General features: G+C 72.9%; 14 protein-coding genes. 9 read left to right on the top strand and 5 right to left on the bottom strand.

The genetic code is table 11. The features are described from left to right. Nucleotides 1-225 precede the first annotated feature (225 nt). Complete coding sequence (locus tag ACFY6S_RS20290) at nucleotides 226-933, top strand: alpha/beta fold hydrolase (protein WP_388819512.1); 708 nt, start codon at nucleotides 226-228, stop codon at nucleotides 931-933. A gap of 55 nt (nucleotides 934-988) precedes the next feature. Here the strand turns inward: ACFY6S_RS20290 and ACFY6S_RS20295 are convergent, their stop codons facing one another. Beyond that, the gene (locus ACFY6S_RS20295) at nucleotides 989-1,348 is read right to left on the bottom strand and encodes an MmcQ/YjbR family DNA-binding protein (RefSeq protein WP_388819514.1); all 360 of its coding nucleotides are present in this window, start codon (nucleotides 1,346-1,348) and stop codon (nucleotides 989-991) included. 137 nt (nucleotides 1,349-1,485) lie between these two features. Here ACFY6S_RS20295 and ACFY6S_RS20300 point away from each other — a divergent pair, with 137 nt between their 5' ends. Next, nucleotides 1,486-2,043, top strand: a complete 558-nt coding sequence (locus tag ACFY6S_RS20300; RefSeq protein ID WP_388819517.1) for an Lrp/AsnC family transcriptional regulator — start codon at nucleotides 1,486-1,488, stop codon at nucleotides 2,041-2,043. Here the strand turns inward: ACFY6S_RS20300 and ACFY6S_RS20305 are convergent. After that, nucleotides 1,986-3,188 carry an NAD(P)/FAD-dependent oxidoreductase gene (locus ACFY6S_RS20305; RefSeq protein WP_388819520.1) on the bottom strand — a complete coding sequence of 401 codons (1,203 nt, stop codon included), beginning with the start codon at nucleotides 3,186-3,188 and terminating at the stop codon, nucleotides 1,986-1,988. The genes ACFY6S_RS20300 and ACFY6S_RS20305 overlap by 58 nt on opposite strands. Before the next feature lie 399 nt (nucleotides 3,189-3,587). Between ACFY6S_RS20305 and ACFY6S_RS20310 the strand changes: the two genes are divergently transcribed. From ACFY6S_RS20310 to ACFY6S_RS20325, 4 genes are all read left to right on the top strand, one after another. Beyond that, nucleotides 3,588-4,631, top strand: a complete 1,044-nt coding sequence (locus tag ACFY6S_RS20310) for a LacI family DNA-binding transcriptional regulator (protein ID WP_388819523.1) — start codon at nucleotides 3,588-3,590, stop codon at nucleotides 4,629-4,631. Next, complete coding sequence (locus ACFY6S_RS20315; RefSeq protein WP_388819526.1) at nucleotides 4,628-6,178, top strand: sugar ABC transporter ATP-binding protein; 1,551 nt, start codon at nucleotides 4,628-4,630, stop codon at nucleotides 6,176-6,178. The genes ACFY6S_RS20310 and ACFY6S_RS20315 overlap by 4 nt, the downstream gene beginning before the upstream one ends. Further along, complete coding sequence (locus tag ACFY6S_RS20320; protein WP_388819529.1) at nucleotides 6,168-8,141, top strand: substrate-binding domain-containing protein; 1,974 nt, start codon at nucleotides 6,168-6,170, stop codon at nucleotides 8,139-8,141. The genes ACFY6S_RS20315 and ACFY6S_RS20320 overlap by 11 nt, the downstream gene beginning before the upstream one ends. A 103-nt stretch (nucleotides 8,142-8,244) precedes the next feature. Further along, a complete protein-coding gene (locus tag ACFY6S_RS20325; RefSeq protein ID WP_388819532.1) occupies nucleotides 8,245-9,180 on the top strand; it encodes a ribokinase in 936 nt (311 codons plus the stop codon). Nucleotides 9,181-9,404: 224 nt separating this feature from the next. Here ACFY6S_RS20325 and ACFY6S_RS20330 read toward each other — a convergent pair whose 3' ends face one another. Continuing rightward, entirely contained in the window at nucleotides 9,405-11,624 is a 2,220-nt protein-coding gene (locus ACFY6S_RS20330) for an NADP-dependent isocitrate dehydrogenase (RefSeq protein WP_388819535.1), read from the bottom strand. A 406-nt stretch (nucleotides 11,625-12,030) separates the two neighbouring features. Here ACFY6S_RS20330 and ACFY6S_RS20335 point away from each other — a divergent pair, with 406 nt between their 5' ends. The 3 genes from ACFY6S_RS20335 (at nucleotide 12,031) to ACFY6S_RS20345 (ending at nucleotide 17,141) form a co-directional block, all read left to right on the top strand. Continuing rightward, nucleotides 12,031-13,452, top strand: a complete 1,422-nt coding sequence (locus tag ACFY6S_RS20335; RefSeq protein ID WP_388819538.1) for an amino acid permease — start codon at nucleotides 12,031-12,033, stop codon at nucleotides 13,450-13,452. A gap of 307 nt (nucleotides 13,453-13,759) precedes the next feature. After that, nucleotides 13,760-15,955, top strand: coding sequence for an FUSC family protein (locus ACFY6S_RS20340; RefSeq protein WP_388819845.1), 2,196 nt, complete (start codon nucleotides 13,760-13,762; stop codon nucleotides 15,953-15,955). 61 nt (nucleotides 15,956-16,016) lie between these two features. Then, nucleotides 16,017-17,141, top strand: coding sequence for an NAD(P)-binding domain-containing protein (locus tag ACFY6S_RS20345; protein WP_388819541.1), 1,125 nt, complete (start codon nucleotides 16,017-16,019; stop codon nucleotides 17,139-17,141). 26 nt (nucleotides 17,142-17,167) lie between these two features. Here the strand turns inward: ACFY6S_RS20345 and mltG are convergent, their stop codons facing one another. Together mltG and ACFY6S_RS20355 are read right to left on the bottom strand one after the other, a co-directional pair. Then, on the bottom strand, nucleotides 17,168-18,001 hold the full coding sequence (mltG, locus tag ACFY6S_RS20350; protein WP_388819544.1) for an endolytic transglycosylase MltG: 834 nt from the start codon (nucleotides 17,999-18,001) through the stop codon (nucleotides 17,168-17,170). A gap of 375 nt (nucleotides 18,002-18,376) precedes the next feature. Next, a complete protein-coding gene (locus tag ACFY6S_RS20355) occupies nucleotides 18,377-20,344 on the bottom strand; it encodes an ABC transporter ATP-binding protein (RefSeq protein ID WP_388819547.1) in 1,968 nt (655 codons plus the stop codon). Nucleotides 20,345-20,368 lie beyond the last annotated feature (24 nt).

A 20,368-nucleotide genomic window follows, 5' to 3' on the forward strand; every position in this document is an offset into this window, starting at 1 on the left:
CTGGGCGGCGGCCCGTTCCGGGCCGCCTCGGCCGGGTCGCGGCAGGGCGATCCGGGCGGAGACGGGCTCACCGATCGGCGCGACGCCCGATGGTTGCGGTGAAGTCCAGCCGCGTGGCGGCCGATTGCGGCCGGGCGCCGCCTTCGGCGGCGGGTGCGAACGCCGCACGGACCACGGGGGATCGCCGGGCCCTCGATTGTCGGACCCCTCGGCTACGTTGCCGCCATGACTGAATTCGTACTTGTCGCAGGGGCGTGGCTCGGAGCGTGGGCGTGGGACGACGTGGTGCCGGAGCTGCGCGCCGCCGGCCACGGCGCCCACGCCCTGACCCTGTCGGGGCTCGGGGAGAAGCGGGGTGTGGCGGCCGGACAGCGGACCCATGTCCGGGACATCGTGGACGAGGTCGAGCGCCGCGATCTGCGCGATGTCGTGCTGGTCGGACACAGCTACTCGGGCATCCCGGTGGGGCAGGCCGCCGTGCTCATCGGTGACCGGCTGGCCCGGGTGGTCTTCGTCGACGCGAACGTGCCGGCCGACGGCGAGTCGTTCGTGTCCGGCCGGCCGGACGGCCGGGCGGCGGTGGAGGCGGCCATCGCGGCGAACGGCGGGTTCTGGCCGCCGCTCGGCGCCGCCGACTACGCGGGACAGGACCTCGACGACGCGCACATCACGCGCATCGTCGCGGGCTCCACGCCGCACCCGGGCGCCTCGCTGACCGAGCCCGCTGTCCTGGCGGGCCCGCTCGGCGCGCTGCCCGCGACATATATCGAGTGCTTGCTGGACGGGGAGCAGCCGAGCGACGCCGTGGCCGAGCTGCTGGGCGGCGAACAGTGGCGCCTGGCGCGGATGGACACCGGCCACTGGCCGATGTTCTCCCGGCCGCGCGAGCTGGCCCGGCTCCTCCTCGACGACGCCGCCGGGCCGGGCGACTGACCCGGACACCGTCGGCGAGGCGCCGTCGTGTCTCACGGAGGCGGCTGGGCCGCCCTCAGCCGTGCTCGTCCCGATCCGGCGACGTGTACGCGTCCACCAGGCGGTCCGGGGCGGCCTGCTTCCAGGAGTCCACGACGATGTCGCGCAGTTCGTCCAGGTCCTCCAGCGCGGCGAGCCGCACCCGTACCCACGCGGAACCCGCCTCGTGCGGCGGCACCCAGAACTTCTCCGGCTCGGCCGCGATCAGTTCCGTCCGCTCGTACTTGGGGCAGCGCACGGCGAACGAGGTCAGGTCGTCGGGGATCGTCACGAACATCTTTCCCGCGACACGGAAGGTGGGCATGCTCCACGCCTCCTTCTCCAGGGTCTCCGGGAGGGAGAGCGCGATACGACGGACATCATCGGCATCGGTCACGGGCGCCAGGGTAGCGCCGCCGTCCCGGCCCGGCGCGGCCGGTCCACCGGCGGACGGCCGGGCCGACCGGGGCGGGGACCGGCCGTCGGTACAGTGGACGCCGCGTACGGACGACGGCGGAAGGCCCCGGCAGACCCATGGCAGTGGACGCGCTCGACACCCGTATCCTGCGGCTCCTCATCGAGCGGCCACGCACCTCGGTGCGGGAGTACGCCCGCCTGCTCGGGATCGCCAGGGGCACGCTCCAGGCGCGGCTCGACCGGCTGGAACGCACCGGTGTGATCACCGGCACCGGACCGTATCTCTCCCCCGCCGCGCTCGGCCACCCGGTGCTCGCCTTCGTCCACATCGAGGTGACGCAGGGGCATCTGGACGAGGTGGGCGACGCGCTCGCCACGGTCCCCGAGATCATCGAGGCGTTCTCGATCACCGGCGCCGGCGATCTGCTCACCCGGGTCGTGGCACGCGACAACGGCCATCTGGAGGACGTGGTCCAGCGGCTGATCCGGCTGCCCGGCGTGGTCCGCACCCGGACCGAGATGGCGCTGCGCGAGCGCGTGGCGCACCGGCTGCTTCCGCTGGTCGAGTCGGTGGGCCGGGCGGCGCCGGTGGCTCCGGCGCCCGCCCGGCCGGAGGCTCAGACCACGGCCGCCGGGCCGGGGGCCGGGGCGGGTTCGCCGGCCGGGAACGGCTGATCGGCCAACTCCTTGCGGTAGGGGCGCAGTTGCCGGAACGCGTTCCAGGCGAGCGCGCCCACGGTCCGGCCGCCGGAGCGGTAGAGCGCCACGAAGCCCGGCCCCTCGTCCTCGACGATCTCCACATCGGCGTCCTCGGCCAGCAGACCGTGGGCCTGGATCTTCACGTCGAACTGGTCCGACCAGAAGTACGGCAGCGGGGTGAACGCTTCGATGTCGCCACGCAGCAGATTCCGGGCCGCCGCCGCGCTCTGCTCGCCCGCGTTCGTCCGGTGCTCCAGCCGCATCCGCCTGCCGTAGCGGGCGTTCGGCCAGCTCGCGACATCCCCGGCGGCGTAGACATCGGGCGCGGCACGGCAGTAGGCGTCACAGACGACCCCGTTGTCCAGCGCGAGGCCGGAGTCCCGCAGCCAGTCCACGGCGGGTACGGAGCCGATGGCGACGAGGACGAGATCGGTCTCCAGCAGTGTGCCGTCGGCGAGCCGCACCCCCTCGACCCGGCCGTCGGACGCCGTGAAACCGCCGACCGAGGCTCCGGTGAGGAGGGTGACGCCCCGCGCCCGGTGCAGGGTGCAGAGCCGCTCGGCGACCGCGCCGCCGAGCTGACGGGCCATCGGCAGGGGCAGGGGGTCGACCACCGTGACGGCCAGGCCCAGTTGCGCGGCGACCGCCGCGACCTCGGTGCCCAGGAAGCCCGCGCCGATCACCACCAGCCGGCGGGCGTCCGCCAGGGCGCCGCCGAGCGCGGTCGCGTCGTCGACGGTACGCAGCACATGGACGCCCGCCAGTTCGTGCCCGAAGGGCAGCCGGCGCGGGGTGACGCCGGTGGCGATCACCAGACCGTCGTAGTCCAGCGCCGTACCGTCTTCGAGGCGCAGCCGGTGGCCCGCGACATCCAGGCCGGTGGCCCGCCCCGGCCGCAGGGTGACGGCGAGACCGTCGTAGTGGTCCCGGTCCCGCAGTACGGTCCTGTCCGGCTGCCAGGCCCCCGAGAGGACCTGCTTCGACAGCGGCGGCCGGTCGTACGGCAGGCCCGGCTCCTCCCCCACCAGCGTCAGCCGCCCGGTGAATCCCTCGCGCCGCAGGGACTCCGCCGCTCCTGCTCCCGCCGCCCCACCGCCCACCACGACGATGCTCTCGCGCATGTGCCGTCCTCTTCCGTCGCCGCTCGCCGCCCGGTTCCGGACGGCTGTCCGTCAAGGTCATGTCCCCGTCCCCATGTTCGCGGTCCACCGGCGAACTGTCACTGGTACCTCTGGTGTCACGGGAAGCACGGGCCGCGCCGACGTGCCCGCCGACCGGACCGTCGCGCGTCCGGGGCCATGAGTGGTCGCCGCTCCGCCGCCGCCCGTCTCCCGTTCTCCCGCCTTACGTCTCCCGCCTCCCGTTCTCCCGCCTTACGTCTCCCGTTCTCCCGTCTCCCGTTCGCCCGCCCGCCGTCCCCGTCACGATCCGGTCTCGGAATGCCGTCCGGCTCTTGTCTCTCGTCGTGGAATCGATTCCAATCCTCGTTGTCATCGACTCCACAAGGAGGTGGACCGACGATGGCCGGCATCAAGGACGTCGCGGCCGAGGCGGGTGTGTCCGCCGCCACGGTGTCGCGCGTGCTCAACGACCATCCGTCGGTCAGCCCGGCGGCTCGGGCCCGGGTGTTCGCCGCCGTGGCGTCGCTGGGCTACCGGCCCAACGCCGTGGCCCGCTCACTGCGCACCGACCGGACCCGCACGCTGGGTCTGGTCATCAGCGATGTGCTCAATCCGTACTTCACCGCGCTGGCCCGGGCCGTCGAGGAGGAGGCGCGGGCCCTCGGCTACAGCGTGATCATCGGAAACGCCGACGAGCGGCCGGAGTTGCAGGACCACCACGTCCGTACCCTGCTCGACCGGCGCATCGACGGGCTGCTGCTGTCGCCCACCGCCCCCGGCTCGACGCTCATCGCGGACACGGTGCGCGCCGGGACTCCGGTCGTCTTCGTGGACCGTTGGGTGCCGGGCGTGGAGGTACCGGTCGTACGGGCCGACGGGCGCGGCGCTGTGGCGGATCTGGTGGACCATCTGCTGCGGCTCGGCCGTCGCGGAGTGGCGATCATCGCCGGTCCCGCGGCCACCACGACCGGCAGCGAACGCGTCGACGCGTTCCGCGCCGCGCTGCGCGAGCGGGGCGTGGTGCTGCCGGAGGCGTACGTCGGCCAGGGCGACTTCCAGGCCGAGAGCGGGCGCCGCGCCGCCGAGCGGTTCCTCGCCCTGCCCGAGCCGCCCGACGCCGTGTTCGCTGCGGACAACCTGATGGCGCTCGGCGCGCTGGACGCGATCCGCGCGCGGGGGCTGGGCGTTCCCGGTGACATCGCGCTCGCCGCCTTCGACGACATCCCGTGGTTCGTGCACACCGACCCGCCCCTCACGGCCATCGCGCAGCCGACCGAGGAGCTGGGCCGGGCCGCCGTGCGGGCGCTGATCGCGCGCATCGGTGGCCGCGTCCCGCCGTCCGTCACCCTGCCCGCCCGGCTGGTCGTACGCCGCTCGTGCGGCGCGCCGCCGCCGGTGGACCACCCGCATCGGTCATCCGCCGGGCGAAGGAGCAACTCATGAGCCATCCGGACGAGTTGCTGCGTATCGAGGGCCTGCGCAAGACCTTCCCCGGTGTGGTCGCCCTCGACAGCGTCGACTTCGATCTGCGCCGGGGCGAGGTGCATGTCCTGCTCGGGGAGAACGGCGCGGGCAAGAGCACCCTGATCAAGATGCTCTCGGGCGCCTGCCGCCCGGACGCCGGACGGATCCTCGTGGACGGGCGGGAGGTACGGATCCACGGCACGCAGGACGCGCGGCGGCTCGGTATCGCCACCATCCACCAGGAGTTCAACCTCGTACCGGATCTGACCGTGGCCGAGAACATCTTCCTGGGCCGCCAGCCCCGCCGCCTCGGTCTGATCGACCGCGGAAGGATGGAGTCGGACGCTGCCGGGCTGCTGGAGCGCGTCGGGGTCGGCGTCGAGCCGCACACCCCCGTGCGCGAACTGGGCATCGCCCGGCTCCAGATGGTCGAGATCGCCAAGGCACTCAGCCTGGACGCCCGGGTGCTGATCATGGACGAGCCGACGGCCGTGCTGACCTCAGAGGAGGTGGAGAAACTCTTCCGTATCGTGCGCGCGCTGCGCGAGGACGGAGTGGCCGTCGTCTTCATCACCCACCGTCTGGAGGAGATCGCGGCGCTCGGCGACCGGGTCACCGTGCTGCGCGACGGCCGCAGTGTGGACCAGGTGCCCGCGTCGACCCCCGAGGACGAACTCGTACGGCTCATGGTGGGCCGTTCCATCGGGCAGCGGTATCCGCGCCGGGCCACCGCAACGGGTGAGCCGCTGCTCAGCGTCGCCGGGCTGACCAGGCGAGGGGCCTTCCACGACATCGGCTTCGAGGTGCGGGCCGGTGAGGTCGTCGGCCTGGCGGGGCTGGTGGGCGCGGGCCGGACCGAGGTGGCGCGGGCGGTGTTCGGCGCCGACCGCTACGACACCGGCACCGTACGGGTGGCGGGCACGCCGCTGGCCCGGCACGACATCGGCGCGGCGACGGCCGCCGGGATCGGGCTGGTGCCCGAGGACCGCAAGGGCCAGGGCCTGCTGCTGGACGCCTCGGTGGCGGAGAACCTCGGCCTGGTCACCCTGCGTTCGGCGACCCGCGCCGGGCTGGTGGACCGCACGGCGCAGCGCACGGCGGCCGGCCGGATCGCCGAGCGGCTCGGTATCCGGATGGCGGGGCTCGATCAGCGGGTGGGCACGCTGTCCGGTGGCAACCAGCAGAAGGTCGTCATCGGCAAGTGGCTGCTCGCCGAGGTGAAGGTGCTGATCCTCGACGAGCCGACGCGCGGGGTCGATGTCGGTGCGAAGGTCGAGATCTACGAGCTGGTCAACGCGCTCACCGCCGCCGGTCACGCCGTGCTGATGATCTCCAGCGACCTGCCCGAGGTCCTCGGGATGAGCGACCGGGTGCTGGTGATGGCCCAGGGCCGCATCGCCGGTGAACTCGCGGCGCACGAGGCCACCCAGGACGCGGTGATGGCGCTCGCCGTCCCGGGCGGGTCCGCCGGTACACACGACCGGGCGGCGGACGAAGAAGGGGTGGAGGGCTCCCATGGCCACTGACACGCTCAAGAGCGGGAAGCACACGACGGGCGGTGGCGGCACACCGGGGCTGCGCCGCCTGCTGCTCGACAACGGCGCGCTGAGCGCCCTGGTGGTCCTGGTGGTGGCGATGTCGCTGCTGTCCGGGGACTTCCTCAGCACGCAGAACCTCCTCAATGTCGGTGTGCAGGCCGCCGTGACCGCGATCCTCGCGTTCGGTGTCACCTTCGTCATCGTCACGGCGGGCATCGACCTGTCGGTCGGTTCGGTGGCGGCGCTGTCCGCGACCGTGCTGGCGTGGTCGGCGACGTCCGCCGGGGTGCCGGTGTGGTCGGCCGTCGTCCTCGCCGTCGCCACCGGCGCGGCGTGCGGGCTCGTCAACGGCGCGCTCGTCTCGTACGGGAAACTCCCGCCGTTCATCGCCACGTTGGCGATGCTCTCGGTGGGCCGGGGTCTGTCCCTGGTGATCTCGGGAGGCAGCCCGATCGCCTTCCCCTCCTCCGTCGCGCGGCTGGGCGACACACTCGGCGGCCGGCTGCCGGTGCCGGTCCTCGTGATGATCGTGGCGGGCCTGGTCACCTCGGTGATCCTGGGCCGCACGTATCTCGGCCGCTCGATGTACGCGATCGGTGGCAACGAGGAGGCCGCGCGGCTCTCCGGACTGCGGGTCAAGCGGCAGAAGGTCGCCGTCTACGCGCTGTCCGGGCTGTTCGCCGCCGTCGCGGGCATCGTCCTCGCCTCCCGGCTCGCCTCGGCGCAGCCGCAGGCCGCGCAGGGGTACGAACTCGACGCGATCGCCGCCGTGGTCATCGGCGGCGCCAGCCTGTCGGGCGGGGTCGGCAAGGCGTCCGGCACCCTGATCGGCGCGCTGATCCTCGCGGTGCTGCGCAACGGGCTCAACCTGCTGTCGGTGTCGGCGTTCTGGCAGCAGGTCGTCATCGGTGTGGTCATCGCGCTCGCGGTGCTGCTCGACACCGTGCGCCGGCGGGCCGGCGCGACGGCGGGCGCGGGCGGAGCGGCCGGTACCGGGGGTGCGGGCGGGCCGGGGGGCGGGAAGGCGCGGACGGTGGGATACACGGTCGCCGCGGTGCTGGTGGCGGCCGTCGTCGGTGGTGTCTCCCTCTGGAACAGTGGATCGTCGGGCGGCGCGACCAGGCTGGGCATGTCCGTCTCCACGCTCAACAACCCCTTCTTCGTGCAGCTGAAGGCGGGTGCCCAGGCCGAGGCGAAGGCGCGCGGGGTCGAACTCACCGTCACCGACGCGCAGAACGACGCCTCCCAACAGGCCAACCAGATAGAGAACTTCACCAGCGAGGCCCTGTCGTCGGTGATCGTCAACCCGGTCGACTCGGACGCGGCGGGCCCCTCGGTGCGGGCCGCCAACCGGGCGGACATCCCGGTGATCGCCGCCGACCGCGGTGTCAACGAGGCCGATGTGGCGACGCTCGTGGCCTCCGACAACGTCGCGGGCGGCGAGCAGGCGGCGCGGGCGCTGGCCGGGAAGCTCGGCGGCAAGGGCAGGATCGTGATCCTCCAGGGCACCGCGGGCACTTCGGCGAGCCGGGAGCGCGGCGCGGGCTTCGCCCGGGGCATCGCGGCGTATCCGGGGATCGAGGTCGTCGCGAAGCAGCCCGCGGACTTCGACCGCACCAAGGGCCTCGACGTGATGACGAACATGCTCCAGGCGGGCGGCGAGGTGAACGGTGTCTTCGCCGAGAACGACGAGATGGCGCTCGGTGCGGTCAAGGCGCTGGGCGCCAGGGCGGGCAGGTCGGTCCAGGTGGTGGGATTCGACGGCACACCCGACGGGCTGAAGGCGGTCGGGGCGGGCACGCTGTACGCGTCGGTCGCCCAGCAGCCCCGTGAGCTGGGCAGGCTCGCCGTGCGCAACGCGATCGAGGCGGCCGGGGGCAGGAGGACCGAGGCGACGGTGAAGGTGCCGGTGAAGGTGGTCACGGCGGAGAACGTGGCCGACTTCTCCTGACGCCGCGCGGGCCCGTGCTCCTGGCGGGCCCGTGCTGCTGGCGGGGGCGGCCCGTACCCCCCGAGGGATCGTGCCCCGAGGAACCCGAGGAAACGGAGAGACAGTGAGGGACGCGTACGACCTGCTGGTCGTGGGGTCGGCGAACGCCGATCTGGTGATCGGCGTCGAGCGGCGCCCGGGCCCCGGGGAGACGGTGCTCGGCTCCGATCTCTCCGTCCATCCGGGCGGCAAGGGCGGGAACCAGGCGGTGGCGGCCGCGCGGCTCGGGGCCAGGACCGCGCTGCTGGCCCGGGTCGGTGACGACGCGCACGGGCGGCTGCTGCTCGACGCGCAGCGCGCGGCGGGCGTCGACACCGCCGGGGTGCTCTGCGGCGGAGCGCCCACCGGGGTGGCGCTGATCACCGTGGACCCCTCCGGCGACAACAGCATCGTGGTGTCCCCGGGCGCCAACGCACGGCTGTCGCCCGGGGACGTGCGGGACGCGGCGGATCTGCTGCGGGCGGCGCGGGTGGTCTCGGCGCAGTTGGAGATCCCGCTGGAGACGGTCGCCGAGGTGGTCCGGAGCATGGCCCCCGGTAGGCGTTTCGTGCTGAACCCCTCTCCCCCGGTGCGGCTGCCCGCCGCGATCCTCGCGGCCTGCGACCCGCTGGTCCTCAACGAGCACGAGGTACGGGTGGTGCTCGGCGGGCCGGTCGGTGACGACCCCCGGGAGTGGGCGCGGGCGCTGCTGGCGCTGGGCCCCCGGTCGGTGGTGATCACCCTGGGCGCCCGGGGCGCGCTGGTGGCGGACGGCCTGACGACGGAGCTGGTGGCGTCCGTACCGGTGCGCGCGGTGGATACGACGGGGGCGGGCGACGCGTTCACGGCCGCGCTGGCCTGGCGGCTCGGTGCCGGCGCGGAGCTGGGCGCCGCCGCGCGGTACGCGGCGCGGGTGGGGGCCGCCGCCGTCACCGGGGAGGGCGCGCAGGCGTCGTTCCCGACAGCGGCGGAGGTGGCGGCACTGGACGCCCGCGCCGCGGCGGAGGAAACGCCCGTATGAAGGCGTCCGGAGTCCTGGACCGTCAGCCGTCCGGCGCGGCGGCGAGTCGGGCGTGGCGGCGAGTCGGGCGTGGCGCGGGACGTGCCGGTCCGCCGCGGGTGCGGAGAAGCCGGTGGGGGGGGGGGGGGGGGGGGGGGGGGGGGGGGGCGCCGCGGCGCCCCCCCCCCCCCCCCCCCCCCCCCCCACCGGTCGTTCAGCCGTTCAGCGGCCGCGCGTCTCCCGGATCAGCCGAGGGTCGCGAGCGCCTGCGTGAAGGTGGCCGAGGGACGCATCACGGACGCGGCCTTGGCCGGGTCGGGCTGGTAGTAGCCGCCGATGTCGACGGGCGAGCCCTGCACCGCCGCCAGCTCGGCGACGATGGTCTCCTCCTGCTCGGCCAGCGTCTTGGCGAGAGCGCCGAACGCCTGCGCGAGCTGCGCGTCGTCCGTCTGCTTCGCCAGCTCCTGGGCCCAGTAGAGCGCCAGGTAGAAGTGGCTGCCGCGGTTGTCGATGCCACCGATCTTGCGGCTGGGCGACTTGTCCTCGTTGAGGAAGGAGCCGGTCGCGCGGTCGAGGGTGTCGGCGAGGACCTGGGCGCGCGGGTTGTCCGTCGTCTGCGCGAGGTGCTCGAAGCTGACCGCCAGCGCGAGGAACTCGCCCAGGCTGTCCCAGCGCAGGTAGTTCTCCCTGACGAGCTGCTGGACGTGCTTGGGCGCGGAGCCGCCGGCGCCGGTCTCGAAGAGGCCGCCGCCGTTCATCAGCGGGACGACCGAGAGCATCTTCGCGCTCGTGCCCAGCTCCAGGATCGGGAACAGGTCGGTGAGGTAGTCGCGCAGCACGTTGCCGGTGACGGAGATGGTGTCCTCGCCCCGGCGGATGCGCTCCAGGGAGAAGGCGGTCGCCTCGACCGGCGTCATGATCTCGATCCGGAGACCGTCGGTGTCGTGCTCCGGCAGGTACGCCTTGACCTTCTCGATCAGGTTGGCGTCGTGCGCGCGTCCCTCGTCCAGCCAGAACACGGCCGGGTCGCCGGTCGCGCGGGCGCGGGTGACGGCGAGCTTGACCCAGTCCTGGATCGGCAGGTCCTTGGTCTGGCACATGCGGAAGATGTCACCCGCGCCGACCGGCTGCTCCAGCACGGTCTCGCCGGCCTCGTTCACGACGCGGACCGTGCCCGCCGCCGCGATCTCGAACGTCTTGTCGTGGCTGCCGTACTCCTCGGCCTTCTGCGCCATCAGGCCGACGTTGGGCACGGAGCCCATCGTGGCCGGGTCGAAGGCGCCGTTGGCGCGGCAGTCGTCGATGACGGCCTGGTAGACCCCGGCGTAGCTGCTGTCCGGCAGGACGGCGATGGTGTCGGCCTCGGCGCCGTCCGGGCCCCACATGTGGCCGGAGGTGCGGATCATGGCCGGCATGGAGGCGTCGACGATGACGTCGCTCGGTACGTGCAGGTTGGTGATGCCTCGGTCGGAGTCGACCATCGCCAGCGCGGGGCCCTCGGCCAGCTCGGCGGTGAAGGACGCGGCGATCTCCGCGCCGTCCGGCAGCGACTCCAGGCCCTTGAGGATGCCGCCCAGACCGTCGTTCGGGGTCAGGCCGGCCGCGGCGAGCGTCGCGCCGTGCGCGGCGAACGTCTTCGGGAAGAAGGCGCGCACGACATGGCCGAAGATGATCGGGTCGGAGACCTTCATCATGGTGGCCTTGAGGTGCACGGAGAACAGCACGCCCTCGGCCTTGGCGCGGGCGATCTGGGCCGCGACGAACTCGCGCAGCGCCGCGACGCGCAGCACCGAAGCGTCCACGACCTCGCCCGCCAGGACCGGCACGGACTCGCGCAGGACGGTGGTGGAGCCGTCCTCGCCCGCCAGCTCGATACGGAGCGAACCGGCCTCGGCGACGACCACGGACTTCTCGGTGGAGCGGAAGTCGTCGGCGCCCATGGTGGCCACGTTGGTCTTGGAGTCGGCCGTCCAGGCGCCCATGCGGTGCGGGTGCGCCTTGGCGTAGTTCTTCACCGAGGCGGGGGCGCGGCGGTCGGAGTTGCCCTCGCGCAGCACGGGGTTGACGGCGCTGCCCTTGACCTTGTCGTACCGCGCGCGGACGTCGCGGTCCTGGTCGGTCTTGGGGTCGTCCGGGTAGTCGGGAAGCGCGTATCCCTGCTTCTGGAGCTCGGCGACGGCCGCCTTCAGCTGCGGGATGGAGGCCGAGATGTTCGGCAGCTTGATGATGTTGGCACCGGGGGTCTGCGCCAGTTCGCCCAGCTCAGCGAGGGCGTCGTCGATGCGCTGGCCCTCCTCCAGGTACTCGGGGAAGGAGGAGATGATCCGCCCCGCCAGGGAGATGTCCCGGCTCTCCACGGCGACCCCGGCCGTCGAGGCGTATGCCTCGACCACCGGCAGGAACGAATACGTCGCCAGGGCCGGGGCCTCGTCGGTGTGCGTATAGATGATGGTCGAGTCAGTCACCGGGTGCTCCGCTCCACGTCTGCAACAATTCTCGACATCAAGATATCTCGTGACCGCACCCCACCGCACAGTGCCCTCCCGCCCGGCCGGGGAGTCCGGTCGGGGACTCCGGTCAGGGGACTCCGGTCGGGGACTCCGGTCGGGGAGTCGCCAGGGGGGTCCGGCCGGGGAGTCGCCAGGGGGGTCCGGCCGGGGAGTCGCCAGGGGGGGTCCGGCCGACGGTGGCGCGCGATCCGCTTTTTTGCCCCCGGGCGCCCCGCCCGGAGAGACTGAGGGGTCCCGTCCGGGCGGCTGCCCAGCGCCGTCCGCGCGAGTACGTACGGACCCGTCGCCCCGACCCAGGCCCCCACGCCCCGATCTCGGAAGCCCCCCGCCCCCCCCGACCCCGAAAGCAGCCTGACCGCATATGCACGACCAGATCCCCCCGCCTCCGCCCCACGCCTCGGTCACCGAGCCGGGAGCCGGGACGGAGAGACCGCGGGAGCCGCTCGCGGGCGGACTGAAGCAGCGCCACCTGACCATGCTCGGCCTCGGCGGGGTGATCGGCGCCGGCCTCTTCGTCGGATCGGGGGCCGGGATCGCGCTGGCCGGGCCGGGGATCATCGTGTCGTATCTGATCGCGGGCGCGCTCGCGATGTGTGTGATGCGGATGCTGGGCGAGATGTCGTCCGCGATGCCGGCGTCGGGGTCGTTCTCCGTGCACGCCGAGCGGGCCCTCGGCCGGTGGGCCGGGTTCAGCGTGGGGTGGCTCTACTGGTTCCTGCTGGTCGTCGTGTTGGCGGTGGAGGCGACCGGCGCGGCGGGCATCGCGCACGGCTGGCTGCCGTCCGTGCCGCAGTGGGCCTGGGTGCTGCTCTTCATGCTGGTCTTCACGGGCGCCAACCTCGCCGCCGTGAGGAACTTCGGCGAGTTCGAGTTCTGTTTCGCGGCCCTGAAGGTCTTCGCGATCGTCGCGTTCCTGCTGCTCGGGCTGTTGGCGGTCTTCGGGCTGCTGCCGGACACCAGCCCGGTCGGCCTGGCCAACATCACCGGACAGGGCGGCTTCCTGCCGGGCGGCTGGCAGGGCGTGATCTCGGGCGTCCTCGCCGTGATCTTCGCCTTCGGCGGCCTGGAGGTCGTCACGATCGCGGCGGCCGAGTCCGACGACCCGGTGCGTTCGGTGGCCAGGGCGGTGCGCAGCTCGATGTTCCGCATCCTGTTCTTCTACATCGGTTCGATGGTGGTCATCGTGACGGTGCTGCCCTGGACCGCGCAGCGGGCGGGGCTCAGCCCGTACGTCACCGTCCTCGACTCGATCGGTGTGCCGTCGGCCGGGCAGATCATGAACATCGTGGTGTTCGTGGCGCTGTTGTCGGCGCTCAACGCCAATCTGTACGGATCGTCCCGGATGGTCTTCTCGCTGGCCGAACGGGGCGAGGCGCCCCGGGCTCTGACGAAGGTGGGGCGCGCGGGCGTGCCGCGCCGGGCGGTGCTGGCGTCCGTGGCGTTCGGGTTCTTCTCGGTCCTCCTCAATCTCAAGTGGCCCGACTCGGTCTTCCTTTACCTGCTCAACGCGGTCGGCGCGGTGCTGCTGTTCGTATGGGCGCTGATCGCCCTGTCCCAGCTGCGTCTGCGTCCGCGCATCGAGGCGGAGGCGCCGGAGCGGCTGGTGCTGCGGATGTGGCTCTTTCCCTGGCTGACCTGGCTGGCGCTCGCCGCGATGGCGGTCGTGTTCGGGCTGATGCTGACCGACGACACGGCGCGCCCGCAGCTCCTGTGGTCGCTGGGCGCGACCGCGCTGGTGCTGGCGGTGGCGGGGGTACGGGAGTTGCGGACGCGGCGCGCCTGACCCGTATGGCCCGTTCGGTCAGGGCCGGGCGCTCCGGATGCCGAAGGGCCGGAGGGGGCCGCGCCGAGCGCGGCCCCCGGTTGCCGGAACGCGGCGGACGCGCCCGGCCACGTCCGGAGAGCACCGCCCGTGCGATGCTGATGTGTCCGAACGGTCGGGTCCGACCGGGCGGGTCCGGTCAGTTCGGCCGGATCCGGTCGGTGCGGCGGAGTCAGGAGAGTTCAGCGGCGTGAGGGCAGCGAAACGGCGGGGCGGGACCGGCGCGTGGGATCGCTTCGTGGCGTCCGACCCCGGTCTGCTGCGGCTGATGGCGGGGCTGCGCACGGTCGCGGCGATCGCGCTCACCCTCGCCGTCCTGGCCCTGCTGAACACCGATGTCACTCATATGGTCGCGGGCGCGATGGCGGCGATGGTCTCCACCTTCGCGGTCAAGGAGAAGCAGGTGCGCGGCCAGGCGGTCACGCTCGCGCTCGGCCTGCCGATCGCCCTGCTCGCGATGTCCCTGGCGGCGCTGCTGCACAACCGGATCGTCGTGGGGGACGCCTTCTTCGTCGTCCTGATCTTCGGTGCCGTCTACAGCCGCCGCTTCGGTGAACGCGGTACGGCGCTGGGCCTGATCGGCTTCCAGATCTACTTCGTCGCCCTGTTCGTGGGCGCCACCGTGGCGACCCTGCCACCGCTGTATCTGACCCTGGCGATCGCCTTCGCGTGCAGCGCCGGCGCCCGGTTCGCCCTCGTTCCGGAGACGCCCGCGCGCATTCTGCGGCGGCTGCGCGACGCCTTCCGGGCCCGGCTCGCGCAACTCGTCGCCACCCAGATCGAGCTGCTGGACGCCACGCCGGAACAGCTGGACGGCGTCCTCGGCACGCTGCGCCGGCGCACCGCCCGGCTGCACGAGGCCGCGCTGATGATCCAGAGCCGGCTGGAGGACGGTACGAGCGACGCGGCCACGGCCGCGCTGCTGCAACGCCGGGTCGCGGACGCCGAGATCGCCACGGAACGCCTGGGCGTACTGCTGCTGGGCGCCCGCAGCGCCGAGAGCGCGGACACCCTCACCCTGCATCTGCCGAACGCGCCCGTGCCCGCCACCGGCGATCTGATCTCGGCCGAGGTCGACACGACCGCCACGCTCCGCCGGGATCTGGGCGCACTGCTTCTGCTGGTGTCCCGGCCCGCCTCCGGCGACCGGAACACCGGCGTGGCCCACGTACGCAACCGGCTGCTCGGCTACCGGGACGAGGAGCGGCTGCCGCGCGGATCGACCGCCGTCCAGGACGTCTTCCGCGGCCTCGGCGAGGCGGCGCGTTCCGTCGTGGCGCTGCGGCTCGCGCTCGACGGGCCGCAGGACGAGTCCAACGACTCACCGGCCACGACCCGTTCACGCGAGGAGTTCGACGCCGAGGACATCGCGCTCGCCGGTGACGAGGAGCAGGTGGAGGACGACCGTACGGGGCTGCGCCGCCCCACCACCAGAGCGGCCTTCCAGGTCTCGGTCGGCTCGGTCCTGGCCATCACCGGCGGTGAACTCCTCTCCACCCAGCGCTGGTACTGGGCGGTGCTGACCTGCTGGGTGGTGTTCCTCAACACCGCTTCGACCGGGGAGATCCTGGTCAAGGGCTACCGCCGGGTGCTGGGCACCGTCCTCGGGGTGCTGGCGGGCGTGGTGCTGGCGGGCGTGGTAGGCCACCACACCTGGGTCGCCTTCGCCCTCGTCCTCGTCTTCATCTTCGCGATGTTCTTCACCGCTCCGCTGTCGTACGCGCTGATGTCCTTCTTCGTGACGGCGATGCTCGGGCTGCTCTACACCCTGCTCAACACCTACAGCCTCGCCGTGCTGGTGCTGCGCATCGAGGAGACCGCGCTCGGCGCCGTCTGCGGCATCGTCGCGGCCGTACTCGTGCTGCCCGTGCACACCGACCGGCGCACCGACGAACTGCTGGCGACCGTCCTCGACCGGCTGGGCGACGTCGTGTCGGCGTCGGTGGAGCAGCTCAGCGGCGGCCCCGCCTCCGACCTGCTCGGCAAGGCGCGGGACCTGGACACGGCCCTGGACGACCTGCGCGCCTCCACCAAGCCGCTCACCCACCCCATCACCCCGCTGCGCGGCCGCCGCCGCACCGTGCGCTATCTCGTCGCACTCCTGGAGACCTGCGCCTATCACGCCCGCTCGCTGGCCGCGACCGCCGAACTGGTCCCGCTCAGCAGGAGCGTCACGGCCGATCCCCGTCTGGAGTCGGCCGGCCGCCGCATCGCCCACAACATCGGTGTCCTCGCCGCGCACGTCAAGGACGAGAAGCCCGAGGGCCGGGTCGAGTCCGGCGCCAGCATCGCCTCCATGCTCAGGACCGACGCGCCGGCCGGTCTTCCCTCCGGTACGGTCACCTCCCGCGTGCTGCGTCATCTCCAGCGCCTCGACGAGGGTGTGGCGGGACTCGCCCGCCCGCTCGACGCACCGGTCCAGGACCCCGCCGAGCGTCCCGGGGCCAAGGCCGTACGGATCTGACCCGGCCTCGGGGGCCGGTCCCTCCGGGAAGGTTCCGCCCCCTTCCGTCGTTAGTAGAAACGTGAACGACTTTGGGGTACGGGACATCGACGTGGTGGTCGTCGGCGCCGGGCAGGCGGGTCTGTCCGCCGCCCACCATCTGCGGCGCACGGGGCTGGTACCGGACCAGGACTTCGTCGTGCTCGACCACGCCCCGCGGCCGGGCGGCGCCTGGCAGTTCCGCTGGCCGTCGCTGACGTACGGCAAGGTCCATGGCATGCACGCGCTTCCCGGCATGGAGCTGGTCACGGCGGAGGCCGACGGCGAGCGGCCGTCCGCCGAGGTGATCGGGGCGTACTTCACCGCGTACGAGCGGCGCTTCGGCCTCCGGGTCCACCGGCCGGCGCACGTCTCGGCGGTACGCGAGGGGACGGGCGGCCGACTGCGGGTGGAGACGTCCGAGGGCACCTGGTCGGCGCGGGCCCTGATCAGCGCCACGGGCACCTGGGACCGGCCGTTCTGGCCGCGCGTGCCGGGCCAGGAGACCTTCCGGGGGCGCCAGTTGCACACGGCCGACTACCCCGGGCCGGCGGAGTTCGCCGGGCTGCGCGTGGTCGTGGTGGGCGGCGGGGCCTCCGGCACCCAGCACCTGATGGAGATCGCCCGGGTGGCGGCCGGCACGACGTGGGTGACGCGCCGGCCGCCCGTCTTCCGCGACGGGCCGTTCGACGAGGAGCTGGGACGGGCCGCCGTCGCGCTGGTCGACGAGCGGGTGCGGCGGGGGCTGCCGCCGCTGAGCGTGGTGTCCGTCACCGGCCTGCCGGTCACGGAGGCCGTGGCGCGGGCACGCGAGGAAGGGGTGCTCGACCGGCTGCCGATGTTCGACCGGATCACCCCGGACGGTGTGGCCTGGGACGACGGACGGACGGTGGCCGCCGATGTGATCCTCTGGGCGACCGGCTTCCGCGCGTCCGTCGGCCATCTGGCACCGCTGGGCCTGCGGGAGCGGGGCGGCGGCATCCGGGTCGAGGGGACGCGTGCCGTACGGGACGAGCGCGTCCACCTCGTGGGGTACGGGCCCTCGGCCTCCACGATCGGCGCGAACCGGGCGGGGCGGGCCGCGGTCCGGGAGATCGGAGGGCTGCTGGCCCGCGCGGGGGCGGCGGCCCCGGGGACCGCGGCGGCAGCGGCCACGGCCACGGCCTGACGGAACCGGCCCGTTCCCCCACGGGATCACCCCGCCGTCGCCCCGGCGCGGTTGCGGTTGAACTCCTCGACGTTCCGGCGCTGTTCCGCGTACCGGTGCGTGAAGCGGGTGTCCCCCGGCTTCACGGTCACGAAGTACAGCCAGTCCCCGCGCGGCGGACGGGCCGCCGCGCGCATCGCCTCCTCCCCCGGGTTGCCGATCGGCGTGGGCGGCAGGCCCTTGTGCCCGTACGTGTTGAACGGGCTGTCGGTCTTCGTGTCCCGGTGGCTGGTGTCCAGGGTGGAGCGGCCCAGCGCGTAGTTGATCGTCGAGTCCATCTGGAGCGGCATGCCCAGGGCGAGCCGGTTGTGGACCACTCTGGCGACCTTGCCCATGTCGGCCGGCGTAGCGGCCTCGGCCTGCACGATGCTGGCGATGGTGACCGTACGGTAGGTCGCCGCTTCGGTTCCGTCGCGGGACGAGCGGGACCCGGCGGCGCCGCCACCCGGGCCGAACCGCTGATGCGCCGTGGCGACCATGTAGCGCAGCAGACCCGCCGGGGTCGTGTCCGACCCGATGGGGTACGTGGCCGGAAACAGATAGCCCTCCGGATTGCCCCGAGCGGCCTTCGGCAGCGGGAGTTCCGCCATCAGCGCCGCTTTGGCCGTGGTGCCGCCGGGCAGCCGCAGGGCCTCGTCCACGGCGGCGTAGACCTGACGGGCGCGGTGCCCCTCCGGGACGACCAGCGCCGTGCGTCTCCCGCCGTCGTCGTCGCCGCCGGTCAGCGTGAACACGGGCACCAGCACCGCCGCCGCCACGGTGAGCACCGCGCTCATGGTCAGGGCGATCCGGCCACGACGGGTCAGACGAGGTCTGCTCATGCGCGCACGCTAACCCGGCGTGATCGCGGATCCGGGCAGTGGCGGCGCGGCGACACGGAGGGCACACGGACGGCTCGGCAGCCGGAGCACGAACACACGAACAGGGGATCGGGTGTTCGTCAGAACGTGTGATCGTACGAGAATCCATTGCTTCGCCGCACTCCGTGGCGACATGCTTACGGAGCGCGAACGACGGGCTGCAGACCGCGATCGCACTGTCCTCACCATGCACCACGCACAAGGAGAAGTTCGATGAACATCCTCACCAACCTGCTCGCCGGCATCGTCCACTTCGTGGGTTGGCTCGTCTGACACACCGCCGTCCAACGCCGCGCCGTCACTCCCCGTCCCACGGGAGTGGCGGCGCGCCGCGTTTCACAGCACGGCCGGCGCCAGTTCCCCGGCCGGTCCGGCGGAGTCCGCGCCGGCTCCCGCGGTGGGCGCGGCGGCCTCACGCGCGGCCCGGGTGTCCCTGCGGACCAGGGCGGCGTAGCGGCCGTCCCGCCGGAGCAGTTCGTCGTGGGTACCGCGCTCGGCGATGACGCCCGCGTCGAGGACCACGATCTGGTCGGCGTCCCTGATGGTCGAGAGCCGGTGGGCGATGGTGATCGTGGTGCGCCCCTCGGAGAGCGCGTCGATGGCCTGCTGCACGGCGTGTTCGGTACGGGTGTCCAGCGCGCTGGTCGCCTCGTCGAGGATCAGCACGGGCGGATCGCGCAGGATGGTGCGGGCGATCGCCAGGCGCTGCTTCTCGCCCCCGGAGAAGCGGTATCCGCGCTCGCCGACCAGGGTGTCGTAGCCGTCGGGGAGCGAGGCGATGTGGTCGTGGATCTGGGCGGCCCTGGCCGCCGTCTCCAGCTCCAGGTCGGTGGCGTCCGGCTTGGCGAAGCGCAGGTTGTCCGCGACCGAGGCGTGGAACAGATAGGTCTCCTGGGAGACGACGCCGACCGCGCGGGCCAGCGTGTCGAAGTCCAGGTCGCGTACGTCCACACCGTCGAGGAGGACCCGGCCGCCCGTCACGTCGTACAGCCGGGGTACGAGGTAGCTGAGCGTCGACTTGCCGGAGCCGGTGGGCCCGACGACGGCCAGTCCGGTGCCCGCGGGGACCGTCAGGTCGATGCCCCTGAGCGTCCGCGCGGCGGCTTCGCCGCTTCCCTCGCGCGCGTCGCCGGGCTCGTCGTCCCGCGTCCCGTCCCGTTCCTCCTTCTTCTCCTCCTTCTCCTCCTTCTCCTCGTAACTGAAGTCGACGGCGTCGAAGCGCACTTCACCGCGGATCCTGTCGAGCGCGACCGGCCGCTCGGGCTCGGTGATGTCGACGGGCAGATCGAGGTACTCGAAGATGCGCTGGAAGAGGGCGAGTGAGGTCTGCATGTCCACTCCGGTGGAGAGCAGACTGACGGCGGGCCTGAAGAGGCCCTGCTGGAGCGAGACGAAGGCGACGAGCGTGCCGATGGAGACGGCCGTGCTCCCGCTGCCCAGCGCGATGCCCGCGGCCCAGTAGATGACGGCGGGCATGGCGGCCATGACGATGCCGATGGTCGACATGCGCCAGCGCCCCGCCATGCTGGAGCGCACCTCCAGATCGACCAGCCGCTCGGACTCGCCGGCGAAGGACGTGGTGAGGGAGTCGGACCGGCCCATCGTGCGGCCGAGGAGGATGCCGCTCACCGAGAGCGACTCGGTGACGGTGGCGGCCATCGTGGCCATCTGCCGCTGGCGGTCGGTGGTGATGCGTTTGCGCTCGCGGCCGACCCGGCGGCTGATCCAGACGAAGACGGGCAGCAGGATCATCGAGACGAGGGTGAGCCGCCAGTCCAGCGCCAGCATCGCGACGACCGAGGCGATCACGGCCGTGAGATTGGAGACCAGGGAGGTCGCGGTCGACGTCACGGTCGCCTGCATACCGCCGATGTCGTTGGCGATGCGGGACTGCACCTCGCCGGTCCTCGTCCGGGTGAAGAAGGCGAGCGGCATGTGCTGGAGGCGGCTGTAGACGCCGGTGCGCAGATCGTGCATGACGCGCTGGCCGACCGTCGTGGAGATCAGCGTCTGGAGGACACCGAAGACGCTGTTGACGACGGCCGTGAGGATCATGCCCAGCGCGAGCAGGGTGAGCAGCCCGGTACGGCCCTGCGGGATCGCGGTGTCGAGGATCTCGCGGAGCATGAAGGGCGAGGCGACCGTCACCAGCGAGGAGGCGCCGACGAGCAGCCCGACGAGGGCGAGCCGGCCGCGGTAGGGGCGGAAGAGGCCGAAGATGCGCCGCAGCTGGGCGGGCGGCTCCGGCTGCCCCGGCGCGACGCGGCGGGGCGAGGGTGTCCAGGTGGGTGATTCGGGTTTCATGGGCTCCTTCGGGAAACGTGCGGG

The organism is Streptomyces sp. NPDC012835 (assembly GCF_042900885.1).
In the GTDB taxonomy this organism is placed as follows: Bacteria; Actinomycetota; Actinomycetes; order Streptomycetales; family Streptomycetaceae; genus Streptomyces.